The 14,969-nt window shown below is 65.8% G+C and carries 13 protein-coding genes and 1 pseudogene; 9 read left to right on the forward strand and 5 right to left on the reverse strand.

What is annotated here, in order from left to right; all coding sequences use genetic code 11:
- The 5 genes and pseudogenes from DKM43_RS00005 to DKM43_RS00025 form a co-directional block, all read left to right on the forward strand.
- Positions 1-702: pseudogene (locus tag DKM43_RS00005) on the forward strand (hydantoinase/oxoprolinase family protein); the annotation flags it as partial.
- A gap of 15 nt (positions 703-717) precedes the next feature.
- The gene (locus DKM43_RS00010) at positions 718-2,577 is read left to right on the forward strand and encodes a hydantoinase B/oxoprolinase family protein (protein ID WP_109796444.1); all 1,860 of its coding nucleotides are present in this window, start codon (positions 718-720) and stop codon (positions 2,575-2,577) included.
- A 14-nt stretch (positions 2,578-2,591) separates the two neighbouring features.
- Entirely contained in the window at positions 2,592-3,455 is an 864-nt protein-coding gene (locus tag DKM43_RS00015) for an isocitrate lyase/PEP mutase family protein (RefSeq protein WP_109796445.1), read from the forward strand.
- Positions 3,452-4,573, forward strand: a complete 1,122-nt coding sequence (locus tag DKM43_RS00020) for a zinc-binding dehydrogenase (RefSeq protein WP_109796446.1) — start codon at positions 3,452-3,454, stop codon at positions 4,571-4,573. Before DKM43_RS00015 ends, DKM43_RS00020 begins: the two co-directional genes overlap by 4 nt.
- Before the next feature lie 134 nt (positions 4,574-4,707).
- The gene (locus tag DKM43_RS00025; RefSeq protein ID WP_109796447.1) at positions 4,708-5,499 is read left to right on the forward strand and encodes an IclR family transcriptional regulator; all 792 of its coding nucleotides are present in this window, start codon (positions 4,708-4,710) and stop codon (positions 5,497-5,499) included.
- A gap of 19 nt (positions 5,500-5,518) precedes the next feature.
- On the opposite strand, the gene DKM43_RS00030 is transcribed toward DKM43_RS00025, so the two are convergent.
- Genes DKM43_RS00030 through DKM43_RS00050 form a run of 5 tightly spaced genes read right to left on the reverse strand, consistent with a single transcriptional unit; the run spans position 5,519 to position 11,029 of the window.
- Complete coding sequence (locus tag DKM43_RS00030) at positions 5,519-5,860, reverse strand: hypothetical protein (RefSeq protein WP_109796448.1); 342 nt, start codon at positions 5,858-5,860, stop codon at positions 5,519-5,521.
- 47 nt (positions 5,861-5,907) lie between these two features.
- Positions 5,908-7,416, reverse strand: a complete 1,509-nt coding sequence (locus tag DKM43_RS00035) for an aldehyde dehydrogenase family protein (RefSeq protein ID WP_109796449.1) — start codon at positions 7,414-7,416, stop codon at positions 5,908-5,910.
- Positions 7,413-8,564: an FAD-dependent monooxygenase gene (locus DKM43_RS00040; RefSeq protein ID WP_109796450.1), complete on the reverse strand. Its 1,152-nt coding sequence runs from the start codon at positions 8,562-8,564 to the stop codon at positions 7,413-7,415. The genes DKM43_RS00035 and DKM43_RS00040 overlap by 4 nt, the downstream gene beginning before the upstream one ends.
- Positions 8,561-9,487, reverse strand: coding sequence for a polysaccharide deacetylase family protein (locus DKM43_RS00045; RefSeq protein ID WP_109796451.1), 927 nt, complete (start codon positions 9,485-9,487; stop codon positions 8,561-8,563). Before DKM43_RS00045 ends, DKM43_RS00040 begins: the two co-directional genes overlap by 4 nt.
- Positions 9,488-9,547: 60 nt before the next feature.
- Positions 9,548-11,029 (reverse strand): flavin monoamine oxidase family protein, encoded by a 1,482-nt coding sequence (locus tag DKM43_RS00050; RefSeq protein WP_236632298.1) that lies wholly within the window; start codon positions 11,027-11,029, stop codon positions 9,548-9,550.
- A 189-nt stretch (positions 11,030-11,218) separates the two neighbouring features.
- Between DKM43_RS00050 and DKM43_RS00055 the strand changes: the two genes are divergently transcribed.
- Genes DKM43_RS00055 through DKM43_RS00070 form a run of 4 tightly spaced genes read left to right on the forward strand, consistent with a single transcriptional unit; the run spans position 11,219 to position 14,881 of the window.
- A complete protein-coding gene (locus DKM43_RS00055; protein WP_109796452.1) occupies positions 11,219-12,205 on the forward strand; it encodes an alpha/beta fold hydrolase in 987 nt (328 codons plus the stop codon).
- Positions 12,202-13,620 (forward strand): 3-isopropylmalate dehydratase large subunit, encoded by a 1,419-nt coding sequence (gene leuC, locus DKM43_RS00060; RefSeq protein ID WP_109796453.1) that lies wholly within the window; start codon positions 12,202-12,204, stop codon positions 13,618-13,620. Before DKM43_RS00055 ends, leuC begins: the two co-directional genes overlap by 4 nt.
- Positions 13,617-14,249, forward strand: coding sequence for a 3-isopropylmalate dehydratase small subunit (leuD, locus tag DKM43_RS00065; protein WP_109796454.1), 633 nt, complete (start codon positions 13,617-13,619; stop codon positions 14,247-14,249). Before leuC ends, leuD begins: the two co-directional genes overlap by 4 nt.
- The gene (locus DKM43_RS00070) at positions 14,246-14,881 is read left to right on the forward strand and encodes an isochorismatase family protein (RefSeq protein WP_109796455.1); all 636 of its coding nucleotides are present in this window, start codon (positions 14,246-14,248) and stop codon (positions 14,879-14,881) included. The genes leuD and DKM43_RS00070 overlap by 4 nt, the downstream gene beginning before the upstream one ends.
- Positions 14,882-14,969 lie beyond the last annotated feature (88 nt).

A 14,969-nucleotide genomic window follows, 5' to 3' on the forward strand; every position in this document is an offset into this window, starting at 1 on the left:
GGCGGGGCGGGGCCGCTCCACGTCAATGCAGTGGCGCGCCTCATGGGATCATGGCCCGCGATCTCGCCGGTCAGTCCCGGCGTGCTCTGCGCGCTTGGCGATGCCACCACCCGCATGCGCACCGAAACCGCCCGCTCGTTCAGCCGCCGCGTGGACGAGACCGAGGAGGCCGAAGTCATCGCCCTCCTCGACGAGATGGCCGCGCAGACCCGCGCCGAACTGACCGCCGAGGGCATCAGCGACGCCGATGTCACGAGCCTGTTCGAACTCGACATCCGCTATGAAGGTCAGGCCTTCGAAGTGCCGCTTTCGATCGACGCAGACGTGCTGCGCCGCGATGGCCTGAAAGGCGTGACCGACCGCTTCGATGCCGAACACAAGCGCCTGTTCACCTTCAACATGGATTGCGCGCACGAACTGGTGAACCTGCGCGCCGTGGCGCTTGGCCCCGCGCTCGATCTGCCCGCCCCCGCGCTGGAGGTGGGCAATGGCGATCCTTCGGCGGCAAAGATCCGCGACCACGAACTGTGGGCGGATGGCGCTATGGTCCCGGCCGTGATCTACGACCGCGCCCGGTTGCGCGCCGGAGACGTGATCCCCGGCCCGGCCATCGTCGTTGAGATGGACTCCACCACGCTGATCGAGGCGGGCTGCGCCGGTCGCGTCGATCATGTCGGCAACATCCTGATCACCCTTGCCTGAGAACGGATAAGCACAATGCCCGCACAGATCATCCAGGCCAACCAAACCCCCTTCGCCACCGTGCCGGTCGATCCGGTCACGCTCGACATCATCGAGAACGCGCTGAGGAACGCGCGCATCGAGATGGACGCAACCCTCGTGCGCACGGCGATGTCTCCCGGCATCCGCGAGCAGGGCGATGCCTTCCCGCTCATTGCCGATCACACCGGCAAAATGATCGTCGGCCAGTTCGGATCGTATATCGGCCCGTTCCTCGATGGATATGACGGCACGGTCGAGGATGGCGACCTGATCTTCCTTTCCGATCCCTATTCGGTGGGCGGCGCGATCAGCCATTCGAACGACTGGCTGGTGCTGCTGCCCGTGTTCAAGGACGGACGCCTCATCGCCTATACCTCGATGTTCGGCCACCAGTCAGACATCGGCGGCATGGTGCCGGGGTCAATGCCGATCCATGCCTCCACCATCTTTCAGGAAGGCGTGCGCATCCCGCCCGTCAAGATCTGGAAGAGGGGCGAATACAACGAGGACCTCATCCGTCTGGTCATGCACCAGACCCGCACACCGGACTGGTGCAAGGCCGATCTCAATGCCCTGATCGCCTCGTGCCGCGTGGCCGCGCGCCGCGTGATCGAAATGGCCGAACGCTTTGGCGACGATGTTTTCGTCTCGGCCACCGATCTCCTGCTGGAACGCAACCACCGCGCCATGAAGCAGCTCATCGAAAGCTCGATCGGGGAAGAACCGGTCAGCTTCGAGGATTACATCTGCGACGATGGCAAGGGCTTCGGCCCCTACCGGATCAAGTGCACGATGTGGCGCGAGAACGGGCGCGTCGTGCTCGATTTCGCGGGCACCGATCCGCAAAGTCAGGCATCGATCAACATGTTCCTCAACGAGAACATGATGCGCATGTTCTTCGGCATCTACATGATCATGGTCTTCGATCCGCAGATCCTGTTCAACGATGGCTATTATGATCTGATCGATGTGCGGATCCCCGAAGGATCACTGCTCAAGCCGAAGTTCCCCGCCGCGCTTTCGGGCCGCACCCACGTTCTGGGGCGTCTGTTCGATATTCTGGGCGGCCTTCTGGGGCAGAAGACGCCGGAGTTCCTCAACGCCGCCGGATTTTCGTCCAGCCCGCACCTGTTCTATGCGGGCAACGACCGGAACGGAAAGTGGTTCCAGCTTTTCCAGATCGGCTTCGGCGGCATTCCCGGACGGCCTCTCGGCGATGGCCCGGATGGCCACTCGCTGTTCCCCGGTTTCACCAATGTGCCCAACGAGTTCCTCGAACGCTACTTCCCGCTGGTGATCGAACGCTATGAAACCGTGCCCGACAGCGGCGGGGCGGGGCTGCACCGGGGCGGCAACGGGATCGACATGGTCTATCGCTTCCTCGAACCCGGCACCATCGCCATTCACGACGACCGCTGGTTCGTGCCGCCATGGGGCGTGAATGGCGGCGAACCGGGTGCGCGCGCGCGCAAGGTGCTGGTCAAGACCGATGGCACCGAGATCGTCGTCGGCAACAAGATCGAGGACTATCCGGTGGAACCGGGTGATCGCCTGCACTTCATCACCTGGGGCGGCGGGGGCTGGGGCGATCCGCTGGAACGTGATCCCCAGCTTCTGGCGAAGGAACTGAAGCAGGGCCTTGTCACCGAAAAGGGGGCGCTGCGTTATGGCGTGGTGCTGAAGGACGGCGCGGTCGACGCTGCCGCCACCGCGGCCCTGCGCGAGAGGATGCGCGCCGAGCGCGGGCCGGTGGGCGTGTTCAACTTCGGTCCCGACATCGAGACGCTGCGCGCCAACTGCCTTGCCGAAACCGGCCTGCCCGCGCCAATCCCGCCGCGCTGGGCAAACGCATAAGGAGCTGAAAACCCGTGGCAAATCCCATCCTCCGCGAAAAGCTGAACGCGGGCAGGTTCTTCGTCGTCCCCGGCATTCAGGACATGATCGCAGCGGTCATCGCCAACAAGGTCGGCTTCGATATCGTCTATGGCACCGGCTACTGGCTGACCGCTTCGGCCTGGGGGCTGCCCGACGCGGGCATCGCCACCTACACCGAAATGCGCAACCGCATGGAAACGCTGGCGCGCACCAGCAATGCCGCCGTGATTGCCGATGGCGACACCGGCTATGGCGGGCTACTCAACGTGCATCACACGGTCAGGGGCTATGAGGCCAGCGGCGTCACCGCAATCCAGATCGAGGATCAGGAGTTCCCCAAGAAGTGCGGCCACACGCCGTTCAAGCGCCTGATCTCGACCGAGGACATGGTCGAGAAGATCAAGGTCGCCATCGATGCGCGCTCGTCCGAGGACTTCGTCGTCATCGCCCGCACCGATGCGCGCGAGAGCGAAGGCCTCGACGGAGTGCTGCGGCGCCTTGAAGCCTATTCGAAGGCCGGTGCCGACGTGCTCTTCCCCGAAGCGCTGCACAGCGAGGAGGAAATGCGCAAGGCCTGCGGCGTGCTCGACAAGCCCTGCATGGCCAACATGTCGAACCACGGCAAGACCCCGGTGCCGCCCGCCGAAGTCCTCGCCGAGATCGGCTATGCCTATGCCATCTACCCCTCGCTCACCAGCCTTGCGGCCTGCGCCGCGATGGAGCGGGCGCTGCGCGATCTCAAGGACAAGGGCATCGGCCAGCCCGATGGCCTGTTCGATTTCAGCGAGTTCTGCTCGCTCATCGGCTTTGAAGATGTCTGGGCGTTTGAAAGGAAGTGGGGCAAGGCAGGCGCATGACCACACGCAAGATCGCCGCCGCCGTCCTGCATCAGAGCGGCGAAAACCCTGCGCCCTATGGCCGGCACAAGCCGCTTGAGGTGATGACACTCGACCTTGCCGATCCCCGCCCCGGCGAGGTTCTGGTCCGCATCGATGCAGCGGGGCTGTGCCATTCCGACCTTTCCGTCATCAATGGCGACAGGCCCCGCCCCATGCCCATGGCGCTGGGCCATGAAGCCGCAGCCACCGTGCTCGCGCTCGGCGATCAAGGCGACGGTTCGCTCGCGGTGGGCGACCGGGTCGTGCTGGTGTTCCTGCCTTCGTGCGGCCACTGCGTCGCCTGTGCTTCGGGTCAGGGCTATCTGTGCGCCAATGCCGCCGCCGCCAACGGCAAGGGCGAACTCATGCAGGGCGGATCGCGCCTTTCGTGCGAGGGGGGTCATGTCCATCACCACCTCGGCGTCTCGGCCTTTGCCACGCAGGCCGTGGTCGATCGCCGCTCGGTAGTGAAGATCGACAAGGACATCCCGCCCGAAACCGCCGCCCTGTTCGGCTGCGCGGTGCTGACGGGTGTCGGCGCGGTGATGAACACGGCCGCTGTCCGGCCCGGCGAATCGGTCCTGATCTATGGCCTTGGCGGGGTCGGTCTTGCCGCGCTGCTGGGCGCGCTGGCCGCAGGTGCGCAGCCGGTCGTCGCGGTCGATCCCTCGCCCGAAAAGCGCGCGCTGGCGCTTGAACTTGGCGCGGCTGCCGCGGTCGCTCCGGGCGAAGATGCAGCCCTGTCCGGCACCGATGTGGTGATTGAAACGGTGGGCAAGGCCGCCGTCCTCGCCCAGGCCTACCGCGCTGCACGGCGCGGCGGACGCATCGTTACGGTGGGCCTGCCCAATCCTGCCGAAATGCTCGAAATCAATGCACTTTCATTGGTTGCCGAAGGCAAGGTGCTGATGGGCAGCTACATGGGTTCGGCCATCCCCGCGCGCGACATCCCCCGCTACATCGCGCTGTGGCGGGCCGGACGCCTGCCCGTCGAACGGCTCCTGACCTCGGTCAGCCCGCTGGAGGAAATCAACGACCTGATGGACAGGCTCGCCGAAGGCAAGGCGATCCGGCAGGTCATTGTCCCGGCATGGTAGGGGCCGGACAGGCCGATTGTTCCGGCTTTCGGACAGATTTATCCGACAGGCGGATAAACTCTTGAACAATTCGGTCATATGACATTCTCTTGTCACTCTGTGGCCAACCACGGAATGGCAAGGGGAGTCGTATCATGGAAAAAGGCGTTCCTATCCGGTCGATCACGCGGTCCATTGCCGCGCTCAAGGCAATCAACCGCCACGGCTCGCTTTCGATGATGGAAATCGCCAAGTCCGCCGAAGTCCCCTATCCCACGGCCTGCCGCATCGTGCAGACCCTGCTCTACGAAGGGCTGATCGAACAGGAACCGGCGCGCAAGCGCTATCGTCCGACCGCGCTGGTCCAGACGCTGGCCACCGGCTTCCAGCATGACGATGAACTGGTCCGCATCGCCCGCCCGCATATCGTCGCGCTTACCGCGCGGGTTGGCTGGCCGGTTTCCATCGCCATCCGCGTGGGCCGCGAGATGATGCTGCGCGACAGCACCCACGCCAATTCCTCGCTCACCTTCGAACACTATTACCCCGGCTTCACCCTGCCGATCCTCGACAGCGCATCGGGCAAGGTCTCGATGGCCTTTGCCGACGACGAGGAGCGCGAGATGATCCTGCGCTTCATGCGCGTGTCGCAGGACATCGATCTCAACTACCTCGCCACGGCCGAAGTCAGCCTCGATGTGGAGCGTATCCGTGCCGATGGCTACGCCGTGCAGGGCCGCAACCACTTCAACCTGACGCCGGGCAAGACCTCATCGATCGCCGTGCCGATCTTCCGCAACGGCCACTACGAAGCCGCCATGACCATGGTGTTCTTCGTGGCCGCGATGAAGCTGTCGGCCGCGCTCGAAACCTACCTCGATGATCTGAAGGCCACCGCCGCCGCCATCAGCCACGATCTTTCGAACGTGCCCCTGGGAAGCGCCTAGGCTTCGGCGGGGAACCGGTTCATCGCTGCTTCTTCGTGATCGGGGCGGTGAAATCCGGTTCCTTGTTGGCCACCCAGTCAACGAACTTGCGGATTGCCGGGTTGGCCAGCAGCATGTCCACATCCATGCCGATGCGCTGAAGCTGCGAATTGGTGAAGTTGGCGATCAGGGTCTGCTGGCAGATGCCGTGCATCGGCACCACGTCGCGCCCGCCCCGGCTCTTGGGCACGGGATGATGCCATACGATCGTGCTGCCGGTCGGCCGTCCGCACAGCCAGCAGGGCACCGGCGGCGGCGCTTCTGGCGCGTCCGGCGTGTCGAAGTCGTCATGACGACCGTGCTTGGAATGCTTGCGGGCCATGGCGCTGCCTTACAGCAACCACGGCCTCATGCAATCGCGCGCGCCGATCACAGGCGCGCCGTCACCGCCTTTGTCTCAAGATAGGCGTCCAGCCCTTCCTGCCCGAACTCGCGCCCCCAGCCTGACTGGCCATAGCCGCCAAAGGGAATGTTGGTGCCCACCGCCCCGTGGCAGTTGATCGAGACATGGCCTGCCCGGATACGCCTGACCAGCCGGTGCGCGGTTGAAAGATCGCGCGTCCACACACTGCCCGACAGGCCATAGGGCGTGTCGTTGGCCAGTGCGGCAATCACTTCCAGATCGTCGCTCTCGAACTTCTGCACGGCCATGACCGGGCCGAAGATCTCCTCGCGCATCAGCGGCATGGCATTGTTGCACCCGGTAAAGACCGTGGGCCGGATGAAGTTGCCCGGCCGGTCAAGTCTTTCACCGCCCGTCACCAGCACGGCGCCATCGGCTCCGGCCCGCTCGATATGGCCCATGACTTTCGCCGCGTGCGCGGCAGAAATCATCGGGCCTTGCATGGTTGCCGGATCAAGCCCGTGGCCCAGCGTCATGCCCTGCGCAAATGCCGCCACGCCTTCGATCAGGGCATCGTGGATGGCCGCATGGGCGAAGATGCGCGTGCCCGCCATGCAGTTCTGCCCCTGAAGGAAGAACGTCGCCATCGCCACGCCCGGAACCGCCAGCGCCGGATCGGCATCGGGCATGACCACCACCGGGCTTTTGCCGCCCAGTTCAAGGCTGACCTTCTTGAGATTGCCCAGTGCTGCCTGAATGATCCTGCGCCCCGTGGCGGTGGAGCCGGTAAACGAGATCTTGTCCACCCCCGGATGTTCGGCCAGCGCCTGCCCGGCTTCGCCGCCCGCGCCGTTGACGATATTGACCACGCCCGCGGGAAGCCCCGCCTCAAGGATCATGCCGCCCAGCGCCAGCGCGGAAAGCGGCGTTTCCTCCGATGGCTTCATCACCACGGTGCAGCCCGCCGCCAGCGCGGGCGCAAGCTTGAGAATGGCGGTGGAAAGCGGCACGTTCCACGGCACGATCTGTCCCGCCACCCCGATCGGTTCCCGCAGGGTATAGGTCAGCGCTTCGGTTTCAGCGGCGATGTGGCGCGGCGGGGCGGTGGTCGTCCCTTCGATCCGCATGACCGCCCCCGCATAATAATCGACCATCTCCACGCAATTGGCCGTGGTCAGCCCGGCGATGAAGCGCGGCATCCCGTTATCGATCACGTCGAGTTCGGTCAGCAGCGTGGCATTGGCTTCCATCACCCGCGCCAGCCGTTGGAGAAGCGCGGTGCGTGTCGCCACGCTCATCCGCCCCCACGGCCCTTCGAAGGCGGCGCGCGCGGCCTTCACCGCCCGGTCCACTTCTGCCGCGCCGCCGGTGTGGAACCGGGCCAGCACCAGCCCGGTCGCCGGATCGCGCGTTTCCAGTTCGCCCGATCCGTCAACCCATTCCCCGCCAATCAGCAGCCGGTGCGCCTCGCCAAGGAAGCGTGCGGTTTCCGGCGCGATGACAAGGCCATCGAAGGGAACGGGCTGTGCGCTCATACGGCAACGGTCCTCGGATCATAGGTGAACAGGCCGAGCGATTCCTCGTCCTTCATCTCGCCCAGCCCGAACAGGTCGGTGTCCTGCCCCTGCATCCGGTCGGCATTGGCGTTCGATTCCTGCTGGATGAAAGTGGCCCTCTCGTGCCGCGCCGCCTCGTAGCGGGCCAGACCTTCGGCCGCGCTGTCCGATGCCGCCAGCGCCCGCGCCAGCACCACCGCATCCTCGATCCCGCAGGCCGCGCCGTGGCCAAGGAACGGGGTCATCGCGTGGGCGGCATCGCCGATCAGCGTCACGTTGCCATCAAGCACCCAGGTATCCATCGGCTTTCGCGCATTGATGGCCCACTTGAACAGGGGCTGCGCGGTTGCCGCCCGCAGCAGGGCTTTTGCATCGTCGCACCAGTGGCCAAAGATGCCTTGCAGTTCGGCCGGATCGGCAGGCGTGGTCCAGCCCTCCTCGTTCCAGCCTTCCTGCCGGGCGAAGAACACGAAGTTCATGATCTTCGAGCCCCTGACGTTATAGCGGTTCATCATCGCGCCGGGGCCGATGATGATGCCGGGAAAGTCGGAAAGTTCCTGAAGCTCCGGTGTCACCGGCACAAGGCAGCGCCAGGCCACATGGCCGGTGAAGTGCGGCGCATCATCGCCAAAGCGCTGCCGGATCACGCTTTTCACGCCGTCGGCCCCGATCAGCACGTCCGCGCCGAAGGTGCGGCCATCGGCCAGCGTCACTGTCGTGCCCTTGCTGGAAACGACCTGCGCCCCGGCGATCATCTCCACGCCCGAACGCTCTGCCGCGCGGGTCATCACGGCGTGAAGGTCGGCGCGGTGCACGGTGATGTAGGGCGCGCCATATTTCGCGCGCTGGGTGGAACGGTCCATCTCCACCAGGGTGCGGCCATCGCGCCAGTGCTGGATGCGCTGGCGGGTGGGTTCCACCGCAACCGCGGCGGCCTCCTCGCAGATGCCGATGAAATCAAGGCCCTTCATCGCGTTGGGCGTCAGCGTCAGCCCCGCGCCGATCTCGCCGAACTGGGGTGCGCTTTCCAGCAGCGTGACCCTGAAGCCCTGCTGGGCAAGCGCGGCCGAAGCGGTCATGCCCGCAACACCCCCGCCCACGATCAGGATGGTTTCGGGCCGGCTCATTTCGCGCCGCCTTCAAGCTGGCCGGGAATATGCGATTCATGGTTGGCCAGATACCACGCGGCAATCTCCTCGCGCGTGGCCCACCACACGCCGGGCAGCGATTTGGCGTGTTCGATGAACTCGCGCAGCGCCCGCACCCGGTGCGCGCGGCCCGAAACGTGCGGATGCAGCCCAAGGTTCATGATGCGGCCCGTCTTCGCGCCTTCGGCATAAAGCACGTCCAGTTCCTCGATCAGGGCGTCGCGGTATTCGTTCGTGGTGTAGTTCTTGCGCGTGATGAAGGTGAAGTCGTTGATCTCGTTCGAATAGGGCACCGAAACGATCGGCCCGTGCGGCGTGCGCAACAGATAGGGCTGATCGTCGTTCATGATGTCGCAGTAGAACGTGCAGCCGTATTCGGCGAGGATGTCGGCCGTCTGCATCGTGCCGCGCAGGGAGGACGAGAGCCAGCCCTTGCTCTTGCGGCCGGTGAACTTCTCGAACTGTTCAAGGCTGCGCAGGATGATGTCGCGCTCCTTTTCCGGCTCGTGCGCAAAGCTGGAAAGCAGTTCGCCCTGCTCCCAGTTGTGCGTCAGCAGTTCCCAGCCACGTTCCAGCACGGCATCGGTCATCGCCTTGCGCCGTTCGAACGTCACGGCATTGGTGGTGCAGCTTGCCTTCACCCCCAGTTCGTCGAACAGGTCGATCAGCCGCCACAGCCCCACCCGCTGGCCATATTCGCGCCAGGTAAAGTTGGGGAAATCGGGCGTGTTGCCGGGCAGCACATCGGGCAGGATCGCCGGGCCGCCCGCGTAATAGGGCTTGTCGGTATCCTTGGTCAGATCCCACGTTTCCAGATTGAACGTGAGGATCAGCGCCACCCGCGCGCCGTTCGGCCAGATCAGCGGCCTGCGCTGCGGCAGCGGGATGTAATCGTATTCCATCAGTATCTTACCCCTGAACCCGGATACCGCCTCAGGCGGTCAATCTCTTGCCTGACGGCCTCAGGCCGTCAGAATCTCAAGCGCCACGCGCTCGGCCGATTCCAGCGCGCCTTCCAGCCCGCGCGCGGCCTGTGCGGTATGCTCGCCGCAGAAATGCACACGCCCGGCCGGCTGCATCATTGCATCCAGCCATTTCACCTGTCCGGGGCCGAAGTAGGACACATCGCCCCCGTTGAACCGCTCGCCCGCCCAGCTGAAATAGCTGTGCGCCGCAACCTTGCCCCTTGCCGCCGGGCGCAGGCGCTCGATCTCGCGCACCACCATGGCCTTGGCCGTTTCGGCGCCCATGCGGTCCCAGTAGAGCGCCAGATTGCCGCGTGCCTGCACCACGAAGCCGGTGATCTCCTCTGGCGTGGCACCATAGCGCTGCGGCATGACATTGCCCAGAACGCCGTCGGTCCACATGCCGGGGGCAAGGCCATCCTCGTCCCAGAAGGGCGCCGTGGCGGTGACGAAGACCATCGAGATCGGCTGATAGCCAAGCTGCGCCACGGCCTGCGCCTGCATGCCTTCCAGCGCGGGCAGCACCTTCACGTTGCGCAGCGCCGAGAACGGCAGCGAGCACACCACGTGCCCCGCGCTGAAGGTCGCCCCATCGGCGCAGTGCACCGTCACGGCCGCGCCGTCCTGCGTGATCGCCACCACCTCGCGCCCCAGCAGCACATCGCCCTTCAGCAGCCGCGCCATGCCCGTGGCAATGTGGATGTTGCCACCCCTCGCCGAAAGCGAGCCCGTTCCCGCCGCCATCTGGCCTTTGATGAAGCCGTCGTTGTATTCCATCATCAAGGCCGAAACGTCCCAGGCATTGATGCCGTAATAGGGCGCAATGTCGTTGCACAGGCGGATCGCCGCCTCCGAAAGCCCCTGCGCCTTCAGGAAATCATGAAGCGAGATGTCCAGCGCGGCATTGGCCGGTTCATGCCAGCTCATCCAGTCGGCCAGCCGGGTATTGTCGGAAACCAGCTTGCCCACCACTTCGCCGGGCATGAGCATCTTCAGCCGTTCGGGCAGGGGATTGCCGGGAAAGGCCGCCCATTCGGCGCGGGTCATGGGCTTGCCGTTGATCCACAGCAGGGGCGGCGCCCCATAGCGATAGCGCGCGCCCACCTCGACCATCTGAACGCCTGCGCGATGTGCGGCATCAAGGCCCCGGCCATAGCCTTCGGCCATCGAATTGAAGCCCATTTCGGGATAGCCCGGCTGATCCAGCAGGGTCCAGATCCGGCCGCCCACCCGATCGCGCGCTTCGAGCACGGTCACGGTCTTGCCTTCCTGTTCCAGCATCCATGCCGCCTGAAGGCCCGAAACGCCTGCGCCCAGCACGATCACGTCGCTCTGCCCCGGCTTGCGCGTGGGGGCAGAGGGCGCGGCCTTCCTCGCCCGGCGCGCGGCCCATGCGGGCTGGCCCGCCGCCAGCCCGGCAAGACCAAGGCCAAGGCCGCCAATCGAGAATGTCCGCCGGTCCATCATCATGGTCGTCATGTTCCCTTGGGCCGTTGCCGCAGGGCAGGCCGCTTCACGCTGCCAATCGCCACAGCCGGGAGGCCCGTGTCGATTGCGCGGGTGGTGCTCACCACCTGTCGGATAGACAAGCATGGCTTTCGGAAAATACGCCAATCATGGATAGGCGATACCCATTGCTTCATGCGAAACGTCCGCACCGGAGGCCCCATGAACCCCCTGAAAGTGCTGCTGGCAGCGCTGATCCTCACCCCCGTGGCAAACCTGCCCGCAGCGGCGCAGGTGGCCGCGACCGCGCCCGATTCGCCCGCCACCCCGCGCCTGACGGTGGCCCAGTTGCGCGCCCGCTATGCCGACCGGCAGAGCCGCTACATGACCGTCAGGGGCATGGAAATCCATTACAAGGACGAAGGCCCCCGCAAGGCGCCGGTCCTGCTGATGATCCACGGATCGCAAAGCAGCCTGCGCACGTGGGACCGCATCGCCGTGCTGCTCAAGCCGCGCTACCGCATCATCCGCTTCGACATTCCCGGTTACGGCCTGTCCGGCCCGGTCAGCGACGAGGCCGCCGCAAGCGTGCTGCCGGTGGAGATCACCGAAGGTCTGCTCGACGGTCTTGGCGTGAAGCGGCTCGCCGCTGCCGTCGGCGTGTCCAGCGGCGGGACCATGGCGATGTATCTGGCCGCAAGGCGTCCCGAAATGGTCGCGCGGCTGATCCTTTCGAATACCCCGTCCGATCCGGTCGATACCAGCCACATGGTCCAGACGCCCGCCTTCCTTGCCGCACAGGACCGCGCGCGCCGGACCGGTTATCAGGACTACGACTTCTGGGACCAGTATCTGTCCTTCTTCGCGGGCGATCCGGCGCGGATCAGCAGGCGCACGCGCATGGAATACTGGGATTTCAACCGGCGCAGCCCGGAACGGCACCCCATCGCCATGGTCGCGCGCATCGGCGATGGCAAGCAGGCCGCCATCGAGATGGCGAAGATCACCACGCCTACCTTCCTCGTCTGGGGCGGCGGCGATCCGCTCCTGCCCGAAGCGGCGGTCAACGCGATCACGCGCTATCTGAAGAACGCCACGATTTCCAAAGTGCTGATGCCCGATGTCGGCCACTATCCGCCGCTCGAAGTGCCCGACCGCTTTGCCCGCTGGATCGAGACTTACGTGGAAGCCGGGGTTCCGGGCCAATGAAGCCGCGCACGCTCTACGAAAAGCTCTGGGATTCCCACGTCGTTGCCGATCTGGGAGGCGCGGATGCGGCAGGCGGGGAGGCGCTGCTCTATATCGACCGCCACATCGTGCACGAGGTTTCCAGCCCGCAGTCCTTCGTGGCGCTGCGCGCAAGGGGCCGCCGCCTGCGCCGCCCGGAAACGCACCTTGCCGTGGCCGATCATGCCATCCCCACGCGCCAGCGCGGCACGATCGACGATCCGCTGGCCGCATCGCAGATTGCCGAACTTGAAGCCAACGTGCGCGAGTTCGCCGTGCCCTATGCCGCGCTCGACGGTCCCGAACAGGGCATCGTGCACGTCATCGGCCCGGAAACCGGCTTCACCCTGCCCGGCACGACCATCGTCTGCGGCGACAGCCACACCACCACCCACGGGGCGTTCGGCGCGCTGGCCTTCGGCATCGGGGCAAGCGAACAGTCCACCGTCATGGCCGCGCAGGCCCTGCGCCAGACGCGCGCAAGGACGATGAAGGTGGAACTTGTCGGCACCCGCCATCCGCTTGTCTTCGCCAAGGACATCGCGCTTGCCCTCATCGCGCGGATCGGGGCCAACGGGGCGGTGGGCCATGCGGTGGAATATGCCGGGCCTGCCGTCAGTGCCATGGCGATGGCCGAACGCATGACCTTGTGCAACATGACCATCGAGGCCGGCAGCCGCATCGGCCTCGTCGCGCCCGACGAGACGACCTATGCCTTCATCAGGGGCCGCCGCCTTGCCCCGCAGGGCGAGCTGTTCGCGCGGGCCTGCGCCTATTGGGACACGCTGCGCAGCGATCCCGGCGCCGCCTATGACAGGCACGTGACCATCGACCTTGCCGAAATCGAACCGCAGGTCAGCTGGGGCACCAGCCCCAACCAGACCCTTCCCGTCAGCGCCCGCGTGCCCGACCCGGCGCAGATCACCGAACCATCCCAGCGGCGCGAGGCGGAAAAGGCGCTGGCCTACATGGGCCTGACGCCCGGCGCGCCGCTGCTGGGCACGCCGGTCAGCCATGTCTTCATCGGTTCATGCACCAATGGCAGGATCGAGGACTTGCGCGCTGCGGCCGCCATCGCGCTGGGGCGCAAGGTGGCGCCGGGCGTCAGGGCCATCGTCGTGCCCGGCAGCATGGCCACGCGCGCGGCGGCAGAGCGTGAAGGACTGGACCGGATCCTCATCGAGGCGGGGTTCGAATGGCGCTTTTCGGGCTGTTCGATGTGCGTTGCCATGAACGATGACCGGCTCTCGCCGCAGGACCGCTGCGCCTCTACCAGCAACCGCAATTTCGAAGGCCGGCAGGGCGCGGGCGGGCGCACCCACCTGATGAGCCCGGCCATGGCCGCCGCTGCCGCCATCGCGGGCCATATCGCCGATGCGCGCGAGTATGTGGCATGACCTCCCTCACCCCTTTCACCACCGTCACCGGCCATGCCGCCGCCATGCCGGAAGAGAACATCGACACCGACATCATCTTTCCGGCGCGCTTCCTGCTGCTGACCGCGCGCGACGGCCTTGGCCGCCACGCCTTCCATGACCGCCGCTATCATCCCGATGGCACCGAAGTGGCGGGCTATGTCCTCAATGCCGAGCCGTTCCGCGCGCCTGCGGTGATCGTGGCGGGCGCGAACTTCGGTTCGGGATCAAGCCGCGAACAGGCGGTCTGGGCGCTCCAGGGCCTGGGCGTGCGCGCGGTCATCGCGCCTGCGCTGGGCGAAATCTTCCATAACAACTGCCTGCGCAACGGCATTGTTCCGATCATCCTGCCGCCCGCCACCGTGGCCGCGATGCTGGAAGCCGCCGCCGCTGGCGCGCCTTTCACGGTCGATCTAGAAGGCCAGACCGTCACCGCGGGCAAGGCCGATCCGGTGCCATTTGCCATCGCGCCCGAAAGACGGCTTGCCCTCCTCAACGGATGGGACGAAACCGACCTCGTGCTGGCCCGCTTCGAAGGCGCCATTGCCGCCTTCGAGGCCGGACAGCGCAGGATCCAGCCATGGCTTTACCCTGAGGACACGACTGCATGAGCGAGAATGACGACCTGCTGGCCAACTACAAGCGCGCCTATGACCGGCGGGTGGGCTTCGGCAGCAAGCCAGCGCTGATCCTGATCGACTTCTGCATGGGCTATTTCGACGAATCCTGCGAACTTTACGCCGATGTCGATGATGCCCTCGCCTCGGCGCTGCGCGTGCGCGCGGCGGCGCGCAGCGCGGGCGTGCCGGTGATCCTCACCAATGTCGTCTATCACCCCAGCGCCATCGACGGCGGCCGCTTCTTCGAAAAGGCCGCGCCGCTGAAGAACTTTCTCAGGGGCAGTCCGATGGGCGCATGGGGACCGGGGCTGGAACCCTTCGAGGATGAACTGGTCGTCTCCAAGCAATACCCCAGCGCCTTTTTCGGCACCTCGCTGGCCTCGACGCTCACCGCGATGGGCATCGATTCGGTCCTGCTCACCGGTCTCACCACGTCGGGTTGCGTGCGCGCCTCGTGCGTCGATGCGATGAGCCACGGCTTCCGCACCGCCGTCATCGCCGATGCCTGCGGCGACCGGCACGCCGCCCCCCACGAGGCCAACCTGTTCGACATGAACGCCAAGTATGCCGACGTGGTGAGCGAGGCCGAAGCGCTGGCCTTTCTCGGCAGCCTCAAGGGCTGAACCCGCGCCGCACCGGTGCAGTCCCATCCGACAGGCGGACAAATCCCGGCCCGGTCCTGCGCGGTGAACGGCCGGGCGCCATCTTCGG

It is taken from the genome of Novosphingobium meiothermophilum, from assembly GCF_003171715.1.
Lineage (GTDB): Bacteria > Pseudomonadota > Alphaproteobacteria > Sphingomonadales > Sphingomonadaceae > Novosphingobium > Novosphingobium meiothermophilum.